Source organism: Bacillus sp. FJAT-27986 (assembly GCF_001685035.1).
Taxonomy (GTDB): Bacteria; Bacillota; Bacilli; order Bacillales; family Pradoshiaceae; genus Pradoshia.
On record NZ_MAYV01000015.1, the window covers coordinates 283,103 to 304,386 of the forward strand.

Annotated in this window: 16 protein-coding genes and 1 other annotated feature; of the genes, 11 read left to right on the top strand and 5 right to left on the bottom strand. The window is 36.5% G+C overall.

Features of this window, described 5'->3' with window-relative positions:
- The first annotated feature begins 105 nt into the window (after positions 1 to 105).
- On the top strand, positions 106 to 1,365 hold the full coding sequence (locus A8L44_RS12270) for a sensor histidine kinase (RefSeq protein ID WP_066106409.1): 1,260 nt from the start codon (positions 106 to 108) through the stop codon (positions 1,363 to 1,365).
- Between the two features lie 60 nt (positions 1,366 to 1,425).
- Here the strand turns inward: A8L44_RS12270 and helD are convergent, their stop codons facing one another.
- Together helD and A8L44_RS12280 are read right to left on the bottom strand one after the other, a co-directional pair.
- Entirely contained in the window at positions 1,426 to 3,759 is a 2,334-nt protein-coding gene (gene helD, locus A8L44_RS12275; protein WP_066106410.1) for an RNA polymerase recycling motor HelD, read from the bottom strand.
- 177 nt (positions 3,760 to 3,936) lie between these two features.
- Entirely contained in the window at positions 3,937 to 6,063 is a 2,127-nt protein-coding gene (locus A8L44_RS12280) for an MMPL family transporter (RefSeq protein ID WP_066106414.1), read from the bottom strand.
- Between the two features lie 204 nt (positions 6,064 to 6,267).
- On the opposite strand from A8L44_RS12280, the gene A8L44_RS12285 reads away from it, so the two are divergent.
- Positions 6,268 to 6,780, top strand: coding sequence for an acyl-CoA thioesterase (locus A8L44_RS12285; RefSeq protein WP_066106417.1), 513 nt, complete (start codon positions 6,268 to 6,270; stop codon positions 6,778 to 6,780).
- A 70-nt stretch (positions 6,781 to 6,850) separates the two neighbouring features.
- Here the strand turns inward: A8L44_RS12285 and A8L44_RS12290 are convergent, their stop codons facing one another.
- Together A8L44_RS12290 and A8L44_RS12295 are read right to left on the bottom strand one after the other, a co-directional pair.
- Complete coding sequence (locus A8L44_RS12290; protein WP_066106420.1) at positions 6,851 to 7,432, bottom strand: YdcF family protein; 582 nt, start codon at positions 7,430 to 7,432, stop codon at positions 6,851 to 6,853.
- Positions 7,433 to 8,076: 644 nt separating this feature from the next.
- Positions 8,077 to 8,928, bottom strand: coding sequence for an MBL fold metallo-hydrolase (locus A8L44_RS12295; protein ID WP_066106422.1), 852 nt, complete (start codon positions 8,926 to 8,928; stop codon positions 8,077 to 8,079).
- Between the two features lie 341 nt (positions 8,929 to 9,269).
- On the opposite strand from A8L44_RS12295, the gene rodA reads away from it, so the two are divergent.
- The 4 genes from rodA (at position 9,270) to A8L44_RS12315 (ending at position 13,634) form a co-directional block, all read left to right on the top strand.
- Positions 9,270 to 10,442: a rod shape-determining protein RodA gene (rodA, locus tag A8L44_RS12300; protein ID WP_066106425.1), complete on the top strand. Its 1,173-nt coding sequence runs from the start codon at positions 9,270 to 9,272 to the stop codon at positions 10,440 to 10,442.
- Between the two features lie 243 nt (positions 10,443 to 10,685).
- Positions 10,686 to 11,813, top strand: coding sequence for a sensor domain-containing diguanylate cyclase (locus tag A8L44_RS12305; RefSeq protein WP_066106428.1), 1,128 nt, complete (start codon positions 10,686 to 10,688; stop codon positions 11,811 to 11,813).
- A 425-nt stretch (positions 11,814 to 12,238) separates the two neighbouring features.
- Positions 12,239 to 12,925: a Crp/Fnr family transcriptional regulator gene (locus tag A8L44_RS12310; protein ID WP_066106431.1), complete on the top strand. Its 687-nt coding sequence runs from the start codon at positions 12,239 to 12,241 to the stop codon at positions 12,923 to 12,925.
- 85 nt (positions 12,926 to 13,010) lie between these two features.
- Positions 13,011 to 13,634: a hypothetical protein gene (locus A8L44_RS12315; protein WP_066106434.1), complete on the top strand. Its 624-nt coding sequence runs from the start codon at positions 13,011 to 13,013 to the stop codon at positions 13,632 to 13,634.
- A 79-nt stretch (positions 13,635 to 13,713) separates the two neighbouring features.
- Here the strand turns inward: A8L44_RS12315 and argS are convergent, their stop codons facing one another.
- Complete coding sequence (gene argS / locus A8L44_RS12320) at positions 13,714 to 15,399, bottom strand: arginine--tRNA ligase (RefSeq protein ID WP_066106437.1); 1,686 nt, start codon at positions 15,397 to 15,399, stop codon at positions 13,714 to 13,716.
- Between the two features lie 52 nt (positions 15,400 to 15,451).
- Positions 15,452 to 15,662, bottom strand: a binding site (T-box leader).
- Positions 15,663 to 15,804: 142 nt separating this feature from the next.
- On the opposite strand from argS, the gene argR reads away from it, so the two are divergent.
- The 5 genes from argR (at position 15,805) to arcC (ending at position 21,277) form a co-directional block, all read left to right on the top strand.
- Positions 15,805 to 16,260 carry an arginine repressor gene (argR, locus tag A8L44_RS12325; RefSeq protein ID WP_066106440.1) on the top strand — a complete coding sequence of 152 codons (456 nt, stop codon included), beginning with the start codon at positions 15,805 to 15,807 and terminating at the stop codon, positions 16,258 to 16,260.
- Positions 16,261 to 16,492: 232 nt separating this feature from the next.
- Complete coding sequence (gene arcA / locus A8L44_RS12330) at positions 16,493 to 17,725, top strand: arginine deiminase (RefSeq protein ID WP_066106443.1); 1,233 nt, start codon at positions 16,493 to 16,495, stop codon at positions 17,723 to 17,725.
- A 48-nt stretch (positions 17,726 to 17,773) separates the two neighbouring features.
- Entirely contained in the window at positions 17,774 to 18,784 is a 1,011-nt protein-coding gene (gene argF, locus A8L44_RS12335; RefSeq protein ID WP_066106447.1) for an ornithine carbamoyltransferase, read from the top strand.
- A gap of 70 nt (positions 18,785 to 18,854) precedes the next feature.
- Positions 18,855 to 20,270 carry an arginine-ornithine antiporter gene (gene arcD, locus A8L44_RS12340; protein ID WP_066106450.1) on the top strand — a complete coding sequence of 472 codons (1,416 nt, stop codon included), beginning with the start codon at positions 18,855 to 18,857 and terminating at the stop codon, positions 20,268 to 20,270.
- 44 nt (positions 20,271 to 20,314) lie between these two features.
- Positions 20,315 to 21,277, top strand: coding sequence for a carbamate kinase (gene arcC / locus A8L44_RS12345; RefSeq protein WP_066106453.1), 963 nt, complete (start codon positions 20,315 to 20,317; stop codon positions 21,275 to 21,277).
- Positions 21,278 to 21,284: the final 7 nt, after the last annotated feature.

The window sequence follows — 21,284 nt, forward strand, 5'->3', positions numbered from 1 at the left end:
TTATGAGTTTAGATTAATATACTGAGACTTCTAAAAATAATAATTTACTTTGGATATATTTTCCTCTAAACTTCAAAGTATAGATGTGTTTAGAAGGAGAATCAGATGACAAGTGAATTCATTGCAAATTTATTTATTAATCTATTTATCATTCTGATTATTATTCAATTCATTTACTTTTGGCATGTTAAATATGAGGTACCTGGAGTGATTAGTCCTTTAATCGTTGGAATTGGTCAAGCGATTGCGATTCTTATTAATATTGTATTCTTCACTGCTGAATCACCTCCTGTCTTTCAGATCATGAATTTTAGTTCTATCTCCATTTTTATCGGTATCTTTTATGGTGGGTATGCGGTTGGTATCAGTTTATATATGCTGACGCTTACTACGTCTATCCTTTACACCACTTCATTTGAATGGTTTCACTTCTTTTCAGGTTTTTTTGCCCTTTTCTCTGCAATGGTTATTAGAGAGCAATACGTTAAACTAATGACCAGACAGCGTTTAGTAGCCTCCTTTGTAACGGCGCTTATTTCCTCTTTGGCTATTATGGAGATTTTTACAATTATAATGATTAACGATATTAAAACACTAAATCAAATTTTATATGTTTTCTTGTATATAACTGGAACGGTCTGGCTTGTTTATTCAATAGAAAGGCTAGAGAAAAACAGAAACTTTAAAAGTAAATTGATTGATACGGAAAAGATGCAGTCTGTCAGTCATTTAGCAGCCTCAATTTCACATGAAGTTCGTAATCCATTAACAGCCACGAAAGGATTTTTACAATTATTAAGAAGTGATGAGAATCTTACGAAGGAAAAAAAGGAGCAGTATATTGATATTGCGCTATCCGAATTGGACCGGGCTGATAACATTATTAAAGATTTTCTGGCGTTTGCTAAACCGCATATTAACAGTAAAGAAGATATCAATATTCAAGCAGAGTTGAATAAAGTAGCTGATATTGTTCAGCCGCTGGCTACTATGCGAAATGTACGTATTCAGATTGAAGTAGCTTCCTTTATAGTGAGAGGAGAAAAGCAATTATTTCAGCAATGTTTCGTTAATATCTTAAAAAATGGAATCGAATCAATGGGTCATGGGGGTTCTCTTACAATCAACACGGATCATAAGAGAAAAGGTGTAGATATACATATCATCGATACGGGCATTGGTATGACCAATGAACAATTAAAGCGTTTGGGCGAGCCCTATTATTCAACAAAAGGGGTAGAAGGAACAGGTCTTGGAATGATGGCGGTATATCGGATAATTGATTCGATGAAAGGGTCAATCCGTGTAAAAAGCAAGCCTGGTGAAGGGACAGCCTTTACCATCTATTTTCCGGGACAAGAATAAATAACTCCATAAATGGAGAAGACCTGAAGGGTTATAGCCCATTCAGGTCTTTTTATGCCTTTAATCAACATGGTATAAATCAGTCGGTATCCCATCAAGAAATGGACTCATTTCATCACTGCTAACCAGATAGAGTTCGTGCATAGCTCTTGTACAAGCCGTATAGAATAATTTTCTCTCCAATTCGCGGCTATAGGTTTCTTTTGATGCATCAAAAATAATGACAGCATCGAATTCAATTCCTTTTGATAAATAGGAAGGCAGAATTAATATTCCCTTATTATACGAATAGGTGTTTTTTTGCATGAGCTGGACATCGAGGTTTTTTGATAATTCTACGTAGGCATTCCGAGTTTCTTCTTCTGTTTTGCATATAATCGCAATGGTTTGATGACCAGCGTTCTCCAAAGAAGCGATCAGATTCATTATTTCCTGGGTCCGTTCTGAATTGTTATTTACGATTTTTATTGTAGGTTTTGGCCCAGTTCTATTAAATGGCTCAATTTGGACATTGCCCAAAATTTCCTTCGTAAAGTCAACAATTTGACGGGTTGATCGGTAGCTCTTTGTCAGAACCATCTTGTCAAAGCTCTCTGACTCATACAGCTCATTAGACAGAAGGGTTGGCGCATTCATCGAATGAGCATAAATAGCCTGATTAAAGTCGCCTAAAATGGTCATTTTACTATTTGGAAAAAGTTGTTTAAGAACAGCAAATTGAAATGGCGAATAATCCTGTGCCTCATCAATAAATAAGTGCCGGATAATATTATTAGTTTTTCGCCCCTCCAATTGTGCCTTTAAATAAATATAAGCTGTTGCATCTTCATTGGCTAATTGGTTTTGTTTGCATTTGTCTAAGGTGTAATCACAAATCCTTGGCCATGATTCAGGATAATCTGCATCATTGATATATTTATAGCCATTAAGGAAGAAGTTCTTATAGATAGCTTTTACATGGATAAATTTTAGATTTTTAATGGCTTTTTTTATTGGATTAAAATATTTACGAACTAATTTTTTTGCCAATTCATCTTTCTCGTGTTCAAAATCATTAAATGTGTCCTCTGACAAGCGATCTTTTGCCTGAATCTCCAAATAAGTCTCGGTATATTCATCTGTTTCAAGTAACTCTAGTTCATCTTCTACCCATTCTTTTTTATATTCGAGTTTTTCTTTTTGATCCAGCTTTTGTAAAAGCCAATCCTTCACGGTCTGCATACGAAGTTGGATAGGACTCCTGTTATCAAGAGAGTAAAAGTATTCCGCAATTTCACTTGCCGAAATAAGTGTTTCACCGCGAAAAGAAATTGTTTTAAATTTTAAATCCTGTCGACTGAGATGGTGAATATAGGCATCTATCAATTGTTTATACTGCAAATGGGATTTAAAACGAATTCCTTCAAGTCGAGCCTGGTAATATTCATCCTGTTCATTTTTCAATACGTATTCCATTTGCTGAAAAGGATCCTCGATATCAAATTCGTTACCTACATACTTTTCGATATAATCCTGAAAAGTAATTTGTTGCATGTTTTCTTCACCTAAATTAGGCAGAACAGTGGCTATATAGCTGTTGAATAAGGGATTTGGAGAAAATAATAAGATATGATCTGATTTGATCTTCCCAAAATAACGATATAGTAAAAAAGCCACGCGCTGAAGGGCAGCCGAAGTTTTACCGCTTCCGGCCACACCCTGGACGACCAAATACTTACTTTGTACGTTACGAATAATTTTATTTTGCTCTTTTTGAATCGTGGCAACAATATTCTTCATTTGATTATCCGCACGGGTGCCAAGAACTTCTTTTAAGAGTTCATCCCCTATTGTTAAGCCGGTATCAAACATACTTTTAAGCTTTCCATTTTTGATGATATATTGTCTCTTTAGCTCCATCGTGCCCGTGATGGACCCTTCGAGTGTTTGATATTCAGCGGGTCCGGGTGAGTGGTCATAGTATAGACTCGAGATTGGGGCACGCCAATCATAGATCAGGAAATTTTCATTGTTCTGATCCATTAGAGAAGCAATTCCAATATAGACTTGATCTATTTGTTCTTCACCGTCTTCATGAAAATCAATCCTGCCGAAATATGGGGAGTCTTTAAGTAGGTCCAGTGTTTTTAGTTGCTTCGTAATCTGATGTTGGGTTCTTTCTCTTTCTGACAGTAATTCAGATTGCTGTTTTATGCTCGCCAATGTTTCGACTGCATCCTCAACATTGTCCATATTGACGGTGACATCTTCCCAAAAGGTTTTACGAATATAAATGACTTCATCCTTGAGTCCACCTGATGATTGGTTCAGCTTATTGGCTTTATTCTCAATAATCTTGATAATGGTTGATAGTCGTTGTTCTTCCTGTTGTTTAGCAAAATTTTGTTCGGTCATATCCTGTCCTCCTAGTGATTCGGATATTGATACACAGTCATACTTTCTATAATGGTTGATTTTGGTGAATATAATGAAAGACGGATCAAATTATTCTTTTCCAAACTATAAAATATCAATACCCGGTATCGGTGACATTTAAATCCTGTCATCAATACCGGGTATTGGTGGGTTAAATTACAGTTTAGTTGAATGAACTTCTTTCTGTTGATCTGCATCTTTTTCAAAGAACAGGATTAGAGAAGGCAGTAATAGGCCTCTTACAAGGAATGTATCCAATATAATGCCTATTGCTACAATAAAACCAAAAACAAATAAAACGGCTATGGGCTGTGTCATTAATACAGCGAATGTGGCCGCAAGAATGATTCCAGCGGAGGAAATGACACCGCCTGTATTAGCCACCGCGATTTCTACAGCTTTTTTAACAGGGTGCTTTTCACGTTCTTCTTTGTATCTGGATATTAAAATAATATTATAATCGATACCCAGTGCTACAAGGAAAACGAAAGCATACAGCGGTACACGGGTGTTAATAGCATCAATACCAAATAGGATATCTGTTAAAAATGTTCCAAGGCCTAGAGCTGCCAGGAAGGATAGCAAAATCGTTCCCATCATATAAATCGGCATCTTGAAGGATCTGGTCAGAACAAACAGTAGGACTAAAATGAGTAATGTTTCTGCAATGACAATCACGATAATATCCCGATCATTAATGGTTCGATCGTCCACTTTTGTAGCAGTTTCTCCAGCGAAGTATAGCTCCCCTTCAATGTCTGCATCTTTTAAGAGCTTATCTGATTTGTCTCGTATGGACTCTAAAGCATCTAAGGATTCTAATGCATATGGACTTTCTGAAAATGAAAGGCTGTACTGTAGTGCTTTTCCATCTTCAGTAGCACCTGATTGGCGAATACTTGCCACTAGATTTTGTTCTTCAAGTGTTTTTGCAAGTTTTTCACTTTGGTCTTTTGAAATAGATTGTTCAGATTTAAGTAAAACGGTTGTTGGTGCCAAGTCACCTTTATCGAACTTTTCTTCCACAATCTCATAGCCTTCGCGAGATTGCATATCCTCTGGGAATCCTTTTACTGTATCAAATTCATATTTTATATTAAATATGTTTAAGGCAGAGATAAGTAGAATAGCAAATACAATTCCTCCAGCCATTAAAGGCTTGGTGGTAACAAAGTTTGCAGTTCTGGACCAGAAAGTAGCTTTTGTTTGATTGCTTTCCCCAACCTGAGGGACCTTAGGCCAAAAGGATTTTCGGCCAAATAGGGTAAATAAAGCCGGAACGAGTGTCACTGATGCGATCATGATGATAAACATCGTTGTGGCAAAGGTAGGTGCAAAGCTTTGATAATCCCCATTTTTAGCTAGGAATAGGACAAGCATGGCAGCCAAAACCGTCCCGCCTGAGAAGAAAACAGGTTCGCCTGTTTCTCGCATCGCCAAACTCATTGCTTCATGCTTGCTGGTATAACGTTTCAGTTCTTCTCGATATCGTGCAAAGACAAATAGAGAATAATCTATTACAGCTGCAAATAAGAGAATGGTCATAATGGAGAGAGATTGCGTGCTCATTTCCAAACCAGCTTTCCCCATTATTCCGAGCAACTGATCTACTACTATATACACAAAACCAGCAGCCAAAAGCGGAATAAGTGCCAATAATGGGGAACGATAAATAACAATTAGCAGGACTAAAATCAATCCAACTGTTGAAAATAATAAGACAAGGTCGGCTTTTGAAAATAAGCCCAATGTATCAGCGGCAATTCCCGCCGGTCCAGTAATCTTGAATGTCATATCAGCAGTGGTATCTTCTACTGCAGCATAGATATCCTCAATACCGGCTTGAATCTCTTTTGACTCAAGTGAGCTTTCAAAATTAAGCGGTACAACAGCTGTTGTTCCATCCTTTGATAAGAATTGTACCTGTGCCTGTGGAGGCAGTGAAGAAAAAGGAACAGCTTCCTTAACTCCTTTTATATCTTCCTTAATGATCACATCCATCGCTTGACTTATTGTCTGCGTGTCTGCTTTTCCTGACTCAGCTGAGAATACTAAAAGGGCTGGGACCCCCTGATCATCTTTAAAATATTTGTTCAGTTCTTCGTTGGCAATAACGGATTTTGCATCATCAGGTAATGTTTGTATACTCGACACATCATAATCTTTGGCACTTGGTGCAAATAAGAATAATCCTAAGGTCACCACTAACCATGCAATTAACGTTATCCACATGCCGCGTTTAGTAGTAACCCTATCTGTTAGTGCGGCTAATAATCTCTTCAATTAAATTCCTCCTTCAGGAAAGGTTATGGGAATTATACGCATACCATAATTTAATTAAATAATTTATACAACAATTTATCAAATTTGATGATTCCTTAAATTGTACTAATATTGTCTGTACACTGAATCGTATTGGTTGAAACATTCCATATAGTAAGATATAAAAAGAATAAATGAGCGTATAGAAGGAAAGAAGGTAACAACTTGGAAACAAAGACATGCAGTGAAACAAGAATTGTAAAAACAAACCGTATATTTCCGAGCGATGTAAACGATCATAATACGTTATTTGGCGGAAAGTTAATGAGTGATATTGATATGACAGCTTCACTTTCAGCGACGAGACATAGCCGTAAAACGGTGGTTACGGCTTCAACAGATTCTGTAGATTTTCTAAATCCCATTACAACCCGGGACTCTGTATGTTTGGAGTCATATGTGACCTATACTGGTAAGAGCTCTATGGAGGTATTTGTAAAGGTAATTGCTGAAAATTTAATGAGTGGAGAACGTAAAATTGCAGCCACAGCATTTCTTACTTTTGTTGCACTAGATGAAGGAGGAAGGCCATGTCGTGTTCCAACCATCGTCCCTGAAACTGAGGAAGAGAAGAAACTGAATGAGACAGGGAGCATTCGCGCTGCTAAACGAAAACTTCATCGTATCCAAAGTAAGGAGCTTGCTGAATACATCACAACAAAAAGACCGTGGGAATAACAAGATGTTACTAAAAAGAAATGCAGAAAATGGGACAGCCATAATCTACATTTCTTTTTTTTGATTCCAATCACCAGCTAATGTCTTTTTTTAGCCGATAGGATGTTATAGCCGCGTACTCCCTGACATGTGACTTCAGCCTTGAAATTTTAGGTGTTTTAGCTGGGATTCCAGTTAATTTTAAATCTAGTTTCTCAGCTATTTTGATTGTTCGATAGAGGTGGTAATCATTTGTTACAACGGCACCAGAATTTAGGTGGCTTGGTATAAGTTCTTTAGAAAATGATATGTTTTCTTTCGTGTTTGTCGAAGCATCTTCGAGAATTAATCTGTTGCTTGGTATACCGTATTCCTCTAATCCTCTTTTCATTGCCTCAGCTTCTGAAATATCCTCACCATCTCCCTGGCCACCGGATAGGATTGCCATACATTTAGGATGATTTATTAAAAAGTCAGCCGCAGCATCAATACGGTACTTTAGTGACAGAGATGGTGTTTCACCTTTTACTCTTGCCCCGAGTACAATAATATAATCAATTGTTTTCTCCTGTTCTTGATTTGCGTAGCGATACATATTGAATTGAAGAATGGATATGTAAATAAGTAAGATTATGATAATAGCTGTAAAACTTATCAATAGAATCCTTTTCACCTTTGGCAGCTCCTTTTCAGCATTTCTAAGATAATCATAAAGGAAATATGGAGGGGTGTGTAAAATAAATAGGTAATAATTAACAAAAAGTTCAAAATGTAGGCATTTATTTGAATGGGATATGAGTTATTATTAAGGCAGAAGGATCATATACAAAGTTTTAACCTATAAAGAGGCTCAATCAACGTGTTTGTTTCGTAGAGGTAAGTCACTGGAAAAGGCGAACAAAGTAAAAATATTTATTATATCCTTAAAATTAAATGGAATTGCAGCATAATTCGTGCGAATCATTCTAACCTTACAGATTATGTGAACGAATGTGATAGAGGGTACAGGGATAGAGAAATGAAATATATAGTTGAGTTTCTTGTAATGTTAGAATACGGAACCTGCACAATCAGCTGATTCGTATTTTATAAGTAACCGATGACAAATGTATTTTAAATTTATCAGCTGTTTATGATTGAGTCTCTTTGTATGTTAACTGAAGGATCCTTCGATTACGGAAATAGAGAAATGAAAAAAGAGATTAGAGGTAGAGAAACTATCTAATCTCCTTTTTTATTTTTATAGAAGGTGATTTAACAGGACATTCTCGATTGTCTATAGAGGCATCAAAAAGGGTGTCCATTTGAAAAAAGTGCCTATTCTTCTTCCTTGTAAATACTGTGTTTCGGAATGGCCATCTCATCAAAATTGGATGCTAGGATGTTAAGCTCTTTTTTTAAATATTCCTCAAGGAGAGGAAGACCATGACCTGTTACAGCAAAGTTTGGATTTAGCTGGTTTAATTGTATGACTGAATCTTTTGCGGCTTTCCAGTCTGTTGTGAAATAACGGGGCGGACCGCTGATTTCTTGTTTTTGAGTAAGGACTTTATAAAGGGATTCCTGTTTTACACCAACAAATGCATCTCCGGCAATCAGGAAGCCGTCATCTTCTCGGTATAATGAAATATGTCCAGGTGTATGCCCAGGCGTATGGATCCATCTCCATCCAGGCATTTCAGGAACACTCCCATCAGCAGGAAGAGGTTGCACTTTATTGCCAAGATCAATGCCGTGATTAGGAAAGAAGCGGGCAATATCCGGAACAAGTCCGCCCTCTGCTTTATAGTCAGGTTCAGGATAATTCTTTTGTCCGGTTAAATAAGGGATTTCCAGCTCATGTGCATATACGGGCACATCCCACTTATCCAGTAATTCTTCGAGTGCACCAACATGGTCAAAGTGGCCGTGTGTTAAAATAATCGCTTTTGGCATACTGCCTTCACCGAACCGTTTGTTTACTGCTTCAATAATTTCGTCATCTGCTTTAGGCATACCGGCATCAATCAGAACAAAATTGTCTTGATTAGGAAGTCCGGCCAGTGTCACATTGACAATTTGCGTATTCAGGACATAAATATCTTCTTTTACCTCAATACCCATTCCGCTTGTAGAGGAAGTTAAAGGAATATATGTATGACGGAATGTTTGTTTAGATTTATGTTCCATAAAAGATCACTCCTTTAGTCAGCTCTTTAGTAGTATGTACCCTTATTACTTTTCTCATTAACACTAATCATGGAAAATAGAAAAAATTAACGATTTTAAGATTCCTTGCAGATGCAAATGTTTGTAGTTCAAATCTATAAAACTGGTACAATTAGAATCCATTAAAAATAGTAAAAAGAAGAACTGTATTGCAGAAAGTGGAATTGATAATGATTTATATGTATAATTATCTTTTTCAGGAATTATATTCTTGATGCCGTGTCAGTTGTGATTTTATCTTGTTCAAGTATAATAAAGAAAATGGCTACTGGCCTAACTAGTAATGAATATGGTGGTTTATCATGTCTAACAATAAAAATTTCACGTCGAGAATAGATTATGGTCTTCTATTTATTGTATTTTTGCTTTTTATAACAAGCTGTATGGCTATATATAGTGCACAAACGACAGGTCAATATGCCGAAAACTTTCTTGTAAAGCAAATTGTCTGGTATATCGTAGGAATCAGCCTTGCATTTGTGATCATGAGATTTGATGCTGACCAAATGAAAAAAATGAGCTGGTATTTATACTTCTTTGGCTTATTTCTATTGATGACCATTATAATTGCACCAACAAGTATTGCTCCAGTTGTCAATGGAGCAAAGAGCTGGTTTAGATTTCCTGGTATTGGTTCAATTCAGCCATCGGAATTTATGAAGGTATTTCTAATTTTGGCGTTGGCGGCTCTTATCCAAAATCATCATTTGAAGCATCGGATTAAAACACTTCAAACGGACTTCATCCTTTTATGTAAAATCGTACTTACTACAGCTATTCCGATTTTGCTTGTCATGAAACAGCCCGATTTGGGTACTTCTCTTGTCATGATTGCGATTATGGTTGGGATGATTTTTGTATCGGGTATCACTTGGAAATTGCTTTTACCGATATTTGGCGGTGGCACACTGTTAGTTGGAGTTATTTTTTACCTCGTTGTATGGCATCCAAATATTATGGAGAAATATTTCCATGTTAAACAGTATCAATTTGGGCGTATATATGCATGGCTTGATCCGTATAACTATACTTCCTCAGAAGGATACCAGTTAATTAAATCACTATTAGCGATTGGATCCGGCACCACATCCGGTAAGGGATTTGGAAATAGGGAAGTTTACTTGCCAGAAGGTCACACAGATTTCATATTTGCTGTCATTGGAGAAGAATACGGATTCCTTGGTTCAAGTATTGTCATCAGCTTATTCTTCTTATTGATCTATAACATGACAAAAATTGGACTTGAAACTAAAAATGATTTTAATACCTATATATGTGTTGGTGTAATCTGTATGCTGACTTTCCATGTGTTTGAAAATATTGGGATGACGATCGGCTTGCTGCCGATTACCGGTATTCCTTTACCATTTTTAAGCTATGGGGGAAGTTCATTGCTCGGCAATATGATGGCGCTCGGATTAATATTCAGCATAAGATACCATCATAAGAAATACATGTTTTCTACATCTTCATAAGGAAATTAACATTGAATACCTCTTGCTGATCTTAAATCGGCAGGGGGTATTTTTTGTTTAATAACAATCTAATATGGCTCAAAATAGATGTTTTTTATGAATGATAAATTACTATTTTATATTTAGTTTAAGAATATGTTACATGGCAGTTATTGTTATTTTTTATTTTATAATAAAGAGATAGTCATATAAAACCACATAAGTGCGAACTATATAAATAATATGTAAAGAAAAGGTGAATGAATGAGACAAAAGTCATATGGAAAATTACCGGGTTTATTTATAGGATATTATCCGGTATTTCTCACTCTGTTTCTCTTGTTATTAGGCTTGAATTTTATAGTAATCCTATTTGATTATGAACATTTGGAATTTGGAACAATCCTCCTCTCTGGTTTATTGATTTTTGTTATTAGTCTTCAATCCTATTACATATCCAGACAGCCAATAAACGTGGGTGATATGGAGAGGGGACAATCTATTAATTCGATTTTATATGGAATCATTATCAGTGATTCCCAAGGGAAAATTATTGATATAAATCGAGTTGGGAGTGAGATCCTTGGAATAGCAGCTGAAAGTGCTTCTTCTGTATCATTGATTGATGGCCTATGGGGACTCGTAGACAGAAATGGAAATCTAATGCATAAAAATGATATCCCAATATCGGTTTCATTAAATACGTGTAAACCGGTTGAAAAAGAAGTTATAGGCATAAAAAATTTCAAATTTCAACAGCCTATTTGGCTCGAAGTTAGTGCCAATCCTGTTTTAAATGCAGATAAACATATAGAAGCAGTTGTACTCGTATTCAGTGAGATAACTGACCAATTTAATTCAATAAAACTATTAAATGAAAAAAATGAACAATTACGGCAAATGTCATTCACAGATTATATTTTAAATATCCCAAATCGACGTTATTTTAATTCTTATTTAACTGAGGTTTGGCTTGAATCTAAAAAGTCTGGAACACCTGTTACATTATATTTAATCGAAATTGATTATACGAAGGAGTATAGGAGAGATCAGGAATTTACCTATAGTGACCAAGTATTAATGGAAGTATCTAAAAAATTATGCGTGGCAGTGAACGGAGAGGGAGTGGTAGCTCATATAGAGGGAAGCAGATTTGCTGTCATCTTTTCAGGACTATTTGGTAAACAAATAAGAGAGAGGCAAGCCGAATTAAGAAATGGGCTTATTCAGCTTGTAGATGAAAATAAATTAGCATCTAATATAATTGATTTCACTGTATCTATGGGAGCGTCTACACGGGTAGCGACAGACAATTTAGATTACTCTATTCTTATAGAAGAAGCAAATGTTGAATTGAATCAGGCAAAAATAAGTAGTGCTGCGAGAATGTAAATGACGTTCCAATTAAACAAATATGTATAGAGTTAAAAAAAGTATGTATTTTAATAATAAATTTATTAAAAATACATACTTTTTTGTTTTTTTATCTACTTTTAATTATTTTAATATAATTTTTTGATAATATTAAAGAAGAGATATTATACATTTTGATAGTAATAGAATAGAAACTATATTCAAATCATACGTATGGTTACTCGCTCCCATACTATATTACTGCAAGGATAAGGTCCAATCGATCAGCATCCGGTATGTTTGTAAAATAATTTAAATGTCAATGGAGTGAAATAAGGTTAAGTAGAATCTTGCCTTAAAGGGATTTTTATATTGTTATCAGCTCTAAACATATTTTGTTTGCAAGCTGAATTTAATAGAAGAATTGATAGTAAACTGAACAATACATATAAGTGGGTGTTCGAATGAAAGCAAAAGCAATTCAATTATTAAGACAAGTTGACCTATTTTCGTGCTTATCAGAAAAAGAGATAAAAGAACTGGAGCCTTTTATATATGAAAGAACATATAAGAAGGGTCAATATCTATTTTTTGAAGGAGATCCGAGACTCAGGATATATATATTGCTTGAAGGCTTTGTTATGCTTGAAAAATCGAATCAACAGGGTAGCTTATTATATACAAGTTACGTCAAAAAGAACACGGTCTTTCCTTATATGGGCTTATTTAAAAATGAGGACTACAATCACAGTGCCGTTGCAGAAACAGATATTCGGGTCTTCTATATGGTAGCGGATGCATTCGAAAGTATTGTGGCAAAAAACTCTGCACTTCTTAAAAAAGTAATCCTACAAGTCAATGAGTTGCTTGCGGTACAAGAAAATCGAGTTAAAAACGTTATGACCCCTAGTGCACATGTAAGAGTGTTGAATACGATTGATTATTTAATGAATGATTTGGGTGAAGAAGAATCAGGGGTCATTCGTATTAACTGTCCGATTACAACAACCAAAATTTCTGTTATGTCCGGAACCTCCAGAGAAACCGTAAGTATGGTCGTAAATAAATTAAAGAAGGATCAGATTCTATCCATAAAAGATCGAATGCTTCATATTCATAAACCTGAATATTTTGAAGAAGAAGTTATATGAGGAAAATTTATGAACTGATTAATTGAAAATCTCTCCATCTCCCTACTATAATAGGAATATTATACTAAAGGGATGGAGGGGTAATGTGATCAAAACTTCCTATCATACACTGGGAGCAGTTATATTTATTTGGGGGTTAGTATTACAACTGAAATGGCCCGGTCAGGATGAAACTATAGGCCATCAACTGTTTCAAGCGTACTCTATTCCTGTTACAGCCGAGATTGGGGTCTCTTATGTTTGGATTGTATCCATTATCATTCAGGTCAGCGGAATCTTGTTATTTTTGAAATGGCTATTTATGGAGCATCCTCAGATTTTAAAGAAATATATGAAATTTGAACCGGTATTTTTGGTTGTCTTATTGTTTGCTATTCCTTTTGTAATTAACAGTCTATTAAGTACTTCTGCCAAAACGTATATTTATGCTGCTGAGAATGGAGCTAATGCTATAGAATATTTGGAAAGCGAATGTACAATAGAAGAGCAGGATGAAGGTAATCTGTATGAATGCAAAATTATACTGCAAAATTATGAGCATCAATCACAGCAGGTAACGTTGCATTTTCCTGTTTCCGATTCGGTAAAGAAAGAAAAACAAGTAACAGCTTATTTACAGGTTCATGAAAAAAAAGAGATTAGAGTGCAATTTACAGCTGATGAATTAACCGCTTTCGAAGGGGTACCTGAATTTACAATTCAATCATAATGGTCTTAATAGAAAATATCGGAGAACCGTGTATCATAGAAGCGGTTCTCCGATATTTTTTATTGAAGGTTAGCTGGGATTACATTTCCTGCGGTGCTTCCATTCCTAATAAATGCATGCCTTCTTCAAGAACGATGGTAATTGATTTTATTAAAGCCAAGCGATTTTGCAATTCACTGTCATTCTCTAATATGCGTATATGTCCATAATAGCGATTAAATGATTGAGCCAAGTCAATCAAGTATTTAGCAATAACGGATGGCTCCATTTTTTTGAAAGACCGCTCAATCACGGATGGAAATGCCAGCAAATGCTTTACAATATCAAAGCTATATTCATCACTCAAGCCTGCTGATGCACTAGCAGGAGTAAAGGCCTTTCTAAGAATAGAATGGGCACGAGCATTTGTATATTGTAAATAGGGACCAGTTTCACCTTCAAATTTTAGGATGTCTTCGAGCGAGAATTCAATATTATTCATACGGTCATTTTTCAAATCGTTGAATATAACAGCTCCTACGCCTACTTGTCTTGCAACCTCATCTTTGTTATTTAAATCAGGATTTTTATTCTCAATATTCTTACGAGCAAGCTCGATTGATTCGGCCAGCACTTCCTCGAGGAGGACCACTCTTCCTTTACGAGTCGACATTTTTTTGCCGTCTTTCATAATCATTCCGAATGGTACATGTGAAATGTCGTCAGCCCAGTCAAATCCAAGTTTCTTTAAAACAGCTTTAAGCTGTTTAAAATGTAAGGATTGTTCATTTCCGACTACATATACAGCCTTGGCAAAGTCGTAGGTACGGTAACGGTATAAAGCAGCTGATAAATCCCGTGTTACATAAAGAGTCGCACCATCGGATTTTTTGATTAAACAAGGTGTTAATCCCTCTTCCTCTAATTTGACTACCATGGCACCCTGATCTTCTACAAGCAGGCCGCTATTCTCAATTATTTCTATAACCTCTGCCATCTTATCATTATAAAAAGCTTCCCCATTAAAAGAGTCGAATTGAATGCCAAGCAGCTCATATATTTTCTCGAATTCCTTCAGGGATTCTTCTTTGAACCATTTCCATAATTTCGTGGCTTCTTCGTCCCCATCTTCCAGCTTTTTGAACCAGTCACGTCCCTGTTGCTCTAGCTCAAGTTCTGTTTCGGCTTTTTCATGAAAGATAATATATAACTTTAAAAGTTCGCTGATGGGACTCTTTTTAACTTTTGCTTCATTTCCCCAAGCTTTATAGGCTACAATTAATTTTCCGAATTGAGTGCCCCAATCACCAATGTGATTAATTTTAACAGGGGTATAACCGCATTTTTTAATAATATTGGCTATAGAGGCTCCGATTACTGTGGAGCGAAGGTGCCCCATCGAAAAGGGCTTGGCGATATTGGGTGAAGACATATCAATTGCGATATTTTCACCATGTCCAAGAGAAAGTGTGCCGTACTGATGTTGATCAGTTAATATCGTATTCATTACTCTTTCACTGATAGACTTTTTATCGAGGAAAAAGTTAACATACGGTCCAATAGCTTTTACATCCTCATAACGTTCATCCTTTAGTTGGTCAGCTAATGTTACTGCAATTTTCTGCGGAGATTGCTTCCACAGTTTTGCGAGAGTGAAACAGGGAAATGCCAAATCTCCATGCTCTTTGTTCTTTGGGGTTTCGACCAAAGACAAGCATGTTTCAAGATTTAAGTCACCTTTTAGTACTTCATTCATATGAGAAGCTACATCTAGTTTTATATCCATATCCTCAGCCTCCAGTAAAATATAATAAAAAAAGCCCGCCTCTTAAAAATCTTTAAGAGACGGGCTGTAAACCCGCGGTACCACTCTGCTTGTTCTAATGAACCACCTTAACTTTATAACGGAAAAGTCCGGCCCAAACTACTAAAGTTGTTCGAATGAGCATTTCAGAAGGGCGTTCCTTAAAACCATTAATACCAGGCTCTCACCATTCCCGGCTCGCTATAATTTGTATTTTAAGTACTATTCTTCATCATAAATATTATCTTTATTATTTTATATACAAATAGTATAGAAATTCCGAATAGAAAGTCAATACAAAATATTCTTTTGTATGAATATATTGCTCATCTATGCACAAATGAGTATAAATAGAATTATAGAACTTAGTAAAAGGAGTATTTTATTATGAATAAGGAAAAAAGACTCGCTATTATTAAGCAGGTAATTCAGAATAATGAAATTAAAACTCAGGAACAGCTGGTCGAAGAATTATCTAAGCAAGGGTTGCATATTACACAAGCCACCATTTCTCGAGATATCCGGGAATTAAGCCTGGTAAAATATCCATCTAAGACCGGAGGGACGAAGTATGGATTTATCGGAGATCATAAGTACAATGACACAATGAAACTACGTAAAAAAATGCAAGACGCATTATTAAATATTGAAAGAATAGAATATTTTATTATCCTAAAAGTATTACCTGGCCATGCCCACTCATTTGGGGCAATTTTAGATGAACTTGAGTGGGAAGAGAAGGCGGCAACTATATGTGGGAATGATACCTGTATGATTATTTGCCGTACAATCCATCAAGCAGAGGCCCTGGAAGAAAGGTTAAGAACAGTTGCAAATTTATAAGAAATATTTTTTTATATTTCAAGTATGATATGCAAAAAAATATACATAGTTATGCGAAATAAGTAGGAAATTAAAAATAATTAATTGAATATTCATACATAAACTTTTCTATTTAAAGAGATTTATGTGAGGATTTACACATTTTTTGTGTGTAAAAAATCACAAATCTCTTTTTTTCGTTCCTTTACACTAAAAATGTAAGAAAAATAAGGTGTGCAGGAGGAAAGGCAATATGACAAATCCAATTCATGTTACTTCTGAAATCGGCACTTTAAAAACTGTAATGTTAAAGCGTCCCGGAAAAGAAGTAGAAAATCTTACTCCGGAATATCTGGAGAGACTATTGTTTGATGATATTCCTTATTTGCCGATTATTCAGGAAGAGCACGATTATTTTGCTAATACACTAAGAGATCAAGGAATAGAAGTTTTATACCTTGAGAAGCTTGCTGCAGAATCTCTTACAAATCCTGAAGTGAAAGAGGAATTTGTTAGCCGCATGCTTGAAGAAAGCAATGCAAAGGTACAGGGTACATTTGAAAATCTTAAAGAGTATTTATTATCATTTTCAAATGAAGACATGGTTGACAAAATTATGTCCGGTATCCGCAAAAATGAACTGGAGATCAGCAAAAAAACACATTTGTATGAATTGATGGAAGACCATTATCCATTCTATACAGATCCAATGCCAAACCTGTATTTTACGCGGGACCCGGCAGCAGCTATCGGAAACGGTTTAACAATTAATAACATGCGCGAACCTGCAAGACGCAGAGAGTCCATGTTCATGGAATATATTATCAAGCATCATCCACGTTTTGCTGGTAAAGATGTTCCTGTATGGCTTGACCGTACTTATCATAACCCAATTGAGGGGGGAGATGAACTGGTATTAAGCCCAGAAGTAGTCGCAATCGGTGTTTCAGCAAGAACATCTGCTAAAGCAATCGAAAAATTCGCGCTTAGCATCTTGAATAAACAAAATCAATTCAAGAAAGTAATAGCTATTGAAATACCTAGCTGCCGTGCATTCATGCACCTGGATACTGTATTTACAATGGTAGACTACAATAAATTTACAATGCATCCGATGATTCAGGGACCTGGCGGTAAAATGAATATTTACATCCTTGAAAAAGGCGCTGATGAATTTAATGTAAATATCACACACCGTACTGACATTAAAGAGACTTTAAAAGAAGTGCTTAACTTGCCTGAACTTGAAATCATCCTTTGTGGTGACGGAGATGAAATCGCAGCTCCACGTGAACAGTGGAATGATGGTTCCAATACACTGGCGATTGCACCTGGTGTAGTTGTTACATATGACCGTAACTATATCTCAAACGAGTGCTTACGCAAACATGGTGTAAAAGTTATTGAAATCAAAAGCTCTGAATTGTCTCGTGGCCGTGGGGGCCCACGCTGCATGAGCATGCCTCTAGTACGTGAAGACATTTAATAAAAGATTTAGTTGATTAAAAGGTTATCGTTGGAGGGAGTATATAAAATGATTAAAACAAGACCAGACCTTAAAGGTAGAAGTTTCTTGGCTGAGAAAGATTTCACTGAAGAAGAATTCTTACACATGATTGATTTTGCTGCTGAGTTAAAGGAAAAGAAAAAACAAGGCATTCCTCACCGTTATATGGAAGGTAAAAATATTGCCTTATTATTTGAAAAACCATCAACTCGTACACGTTGTGCTTTTACGGTAGCTTGTACTGATTTAGGCGCTCATCCTGAGTATCTTGGAAAAGATGATATCCAACTTGGAAAAAAAGAATCTATTGAAGATACTGCTAAAGTTTTAGGCCGTATGTTTGATGGTATCGAATTCCGTGGCTTTGAACATGCAAAAGTGGAATCTTTGGCTGAGCACTCCGGAGTTCCTGTATGGAATGGTCTTACAGATTTATGGCATCCAACTCAAACTTTAGCGGACTTCTTAACAGTGAAAGAAAATGTAGGCCACTTAAAAGGCGTTAAATTCGTATACGTTGGGGATGGCCGTAACAACGTAGCAAACAGCTTACTTGTCGGCGGTGCAAAAGTTGGTATGGATGTACGTATCTGTTCACCGGAATCTTTATTCCCAGAAGCATCTATTGTTGAACTTGCTAAGGAATTAGCAAAAGAGTCCCAAGGCCGTGTAACAATCACATCTAATGTTGAAGAGGCAGTATCCGGCGCTGATGTTATCTACACAGATGTTTGGGTATCAATGGGAGAAGAAGACAAGTTCGCAGAACGTATCGCTTTATTAGCTCCATATCAAGTGAATATGGATATGATCAAAATGACTGGAAATGACAACGTGATCTTCTTACACTGCTTACCGGCATTCCATGACTTAGAAACTTCTTATGGTCGTGCGATTCATGAAGAGCACGGATTAGCTGAAATGGAAGTTACAGATGAAGTCTTCCGCAGCAAGCATTCCAAAGTATTTGATCAAGCTGAAAACAGAATGCATACAATCAAATCTGTAATGGCATTGACATTAGGAAATATTGAATAAGTAGATGAGCAGGGAATTGGTTCTACACAATTCCCTGCTACCATTATCAAATTAACGAGGTGAAGAAAAAATGGCAGAAGATAAAAAGATTGGCTTATTTGCCTTAATTGCCATTGTTATAGGTTCTATGATTGGAGGAGGAGCATTTAACCTTGCTTCAGATATGGCTGGTGCAGCTTCTCCCGGTGCAATTATTTTAGGATGGACAATTACTGGTATAGGGATGGTCGCGCTAGCGTTATCTTTCCAAAACTTGAATGATAAAAGACCGGATCTTGATGGTGGAGTTTACAGCTATGCTTCAGCTGGATTTGGTAAATTTATGGGATTCAACAGTGCTTGGGGTTACTGGCTGTCTGCATGGTTAGGTAACGTAGCATACGCTACACTTTTGTTCTCTTCCATTGGTTACTTTATCCCTATGTTTGAAGGTGGACAAAACATAGCTGCAATCATTGGTGCCAGCGTATTGCTATGGGCTGTGCATGCTTTAGTTTTACGAGGAGTTCACTCAGCAACACTTGTAAATACAATAACAACAATTGCAAAATTAGTTCCTATTTTCCTATTTATCATTATTGGTATTTTTGCTTTTAATGCGGATATTTTCTTAGACGACTTCTGGGGAACTGGTGCTGGCTTCAAATTTAGTGATGTTATGTCCCAAACAAAGAGCACTATGCTTGTAACACTTTGGGTGTTCATTGGGGTTGAAGGAGCGGTTGTTTTATCCAGCCGTGCGAAAGACAAAAAGGATGTTGGTAAAGCGACTGTCATTGGTTTGATTAGTACGTTAATCATTTACGTATTAATTAATATTATGTCTATCGGTGCAATGAATCGTGCAGAAGTAGCCGGTTTGGCTAATCCGTCTATGGCATATGTGTTTGAAGAAATGGTAGGTCCATGGGGAGCAACATTCATCAATCTTGGATTAATAGTCTCTGTCCTAGGTGCTTGGTTGGGCTGGACATTGCTGGCATCCGAGATTCCTTACTTAGCAGGTAAGGATAAATTATTCCCTAAATGGTTTGCAAAAGTTAATAAAAATGGGGCTCCGTCTAATTCTTTATGGATTACAAATGGTCTGATTCAAGTGTTCCTATTGACATTCCTTGTATCTGAGCAAGCTTATAACTTTGCATTTTCATTGGCATCTTCAGCTATTTTAATTCCGTATGCATTTACAGCATTCTATCAATTGAAATATTCCTTACAAGATACTGCCGCAGATCGCGTGAAAAACATTATTGTTGGTATTGTGGCAAGTGTATATGGTGTTTGGATGGTTTATGCAGCCGGTATTGGATACTTACTATTAACTATGCTTTTATATGCACCAGGTATCCTGATTTACAGAGCTGTACAGAAAGAAGCGAATATTAAACAAGTATTTACGAAAACAGAATTGGCTATTGCAGCAGCGTTTGTTGTATTTGCCGGTATGGCGATTGTTGGATTGATCAATGGAACTATTTCCATTTAATGAGTTCTAAATACAGACTGATTTTTGGAGGTATTGAATCAACTATGGAAAGAAAAAAAGTAGTGATAGCTTTAGGCGGTAATGCCATTCAATCCGGAGATGCCAGTGCAAAGGCTCAACAGCTGGCACTAGAAAAGACAGCTGAACAGCTTGCAACGCTTGTTGAAAATGGAATGGATATTATCATTTCGCATGGTAATGGTCCACAAGTAGGAAATATCCTTCTTCAGCAAAAAGCGGCTGATTCAGAGAAAAATCCAGCAATGCCACTTGATACTTGCGGAGCGATGTCACAAGGTATGATTGGATACTGGTTGGAAAATGCCATGGACAAAGCCCTAAGCAAAAGAGGAATTCATAAAGATGTAGTGGGCATTGTAACAAGGGTCGTAGTTGATGAAAACGATGGCGCCTTCAAGAATCCTACAAAACCGATTGGTCCTTTTTATACAGAAGAGGAAGCGATGAAATTGATCCAGGAGACTGGTGCTTCCTTTAAGGAAGATGCAGGCAGAGGTTGGAGAAGAGTCGTTCCTTCACCGAAACCGGTCAGCATCCTGGAGCATAAGAGCATTAATAGTCTTGTGGAAAGTGGAAAAATTGTTATTTCTACAGGAGGCGGCGGTATCCCAGTTATGCAATCTGACGACGAGTTGATTGGTGTTGAGGCAGTAATCGACAAGGATTTTGCTTCTGAGAAGTTAGCAGAATTAGTGGATGCAGACTCATTAATTATTTTGACTGCTGTAGACAATATCTACATAAACTACAATCAGCCTAATCAGCAAAAACTGGAATCTATTTCAACCAATGAAATAAAGGCATTGGCTGAAGAAGGTCACTTTGCACCGGGCAGTATGCTTCCTAAAGTAGAAGCTGCTATTCAATTTGCAGAATCAAGACCTGGCCGTACTACTATTATTACATCTCTCGAAAAAGCATTAGATGCATTGAAAGGAAATGCGGGAACGATTATATCTATGCAGGAAGAGACAGTAATGGCATAATGATGAA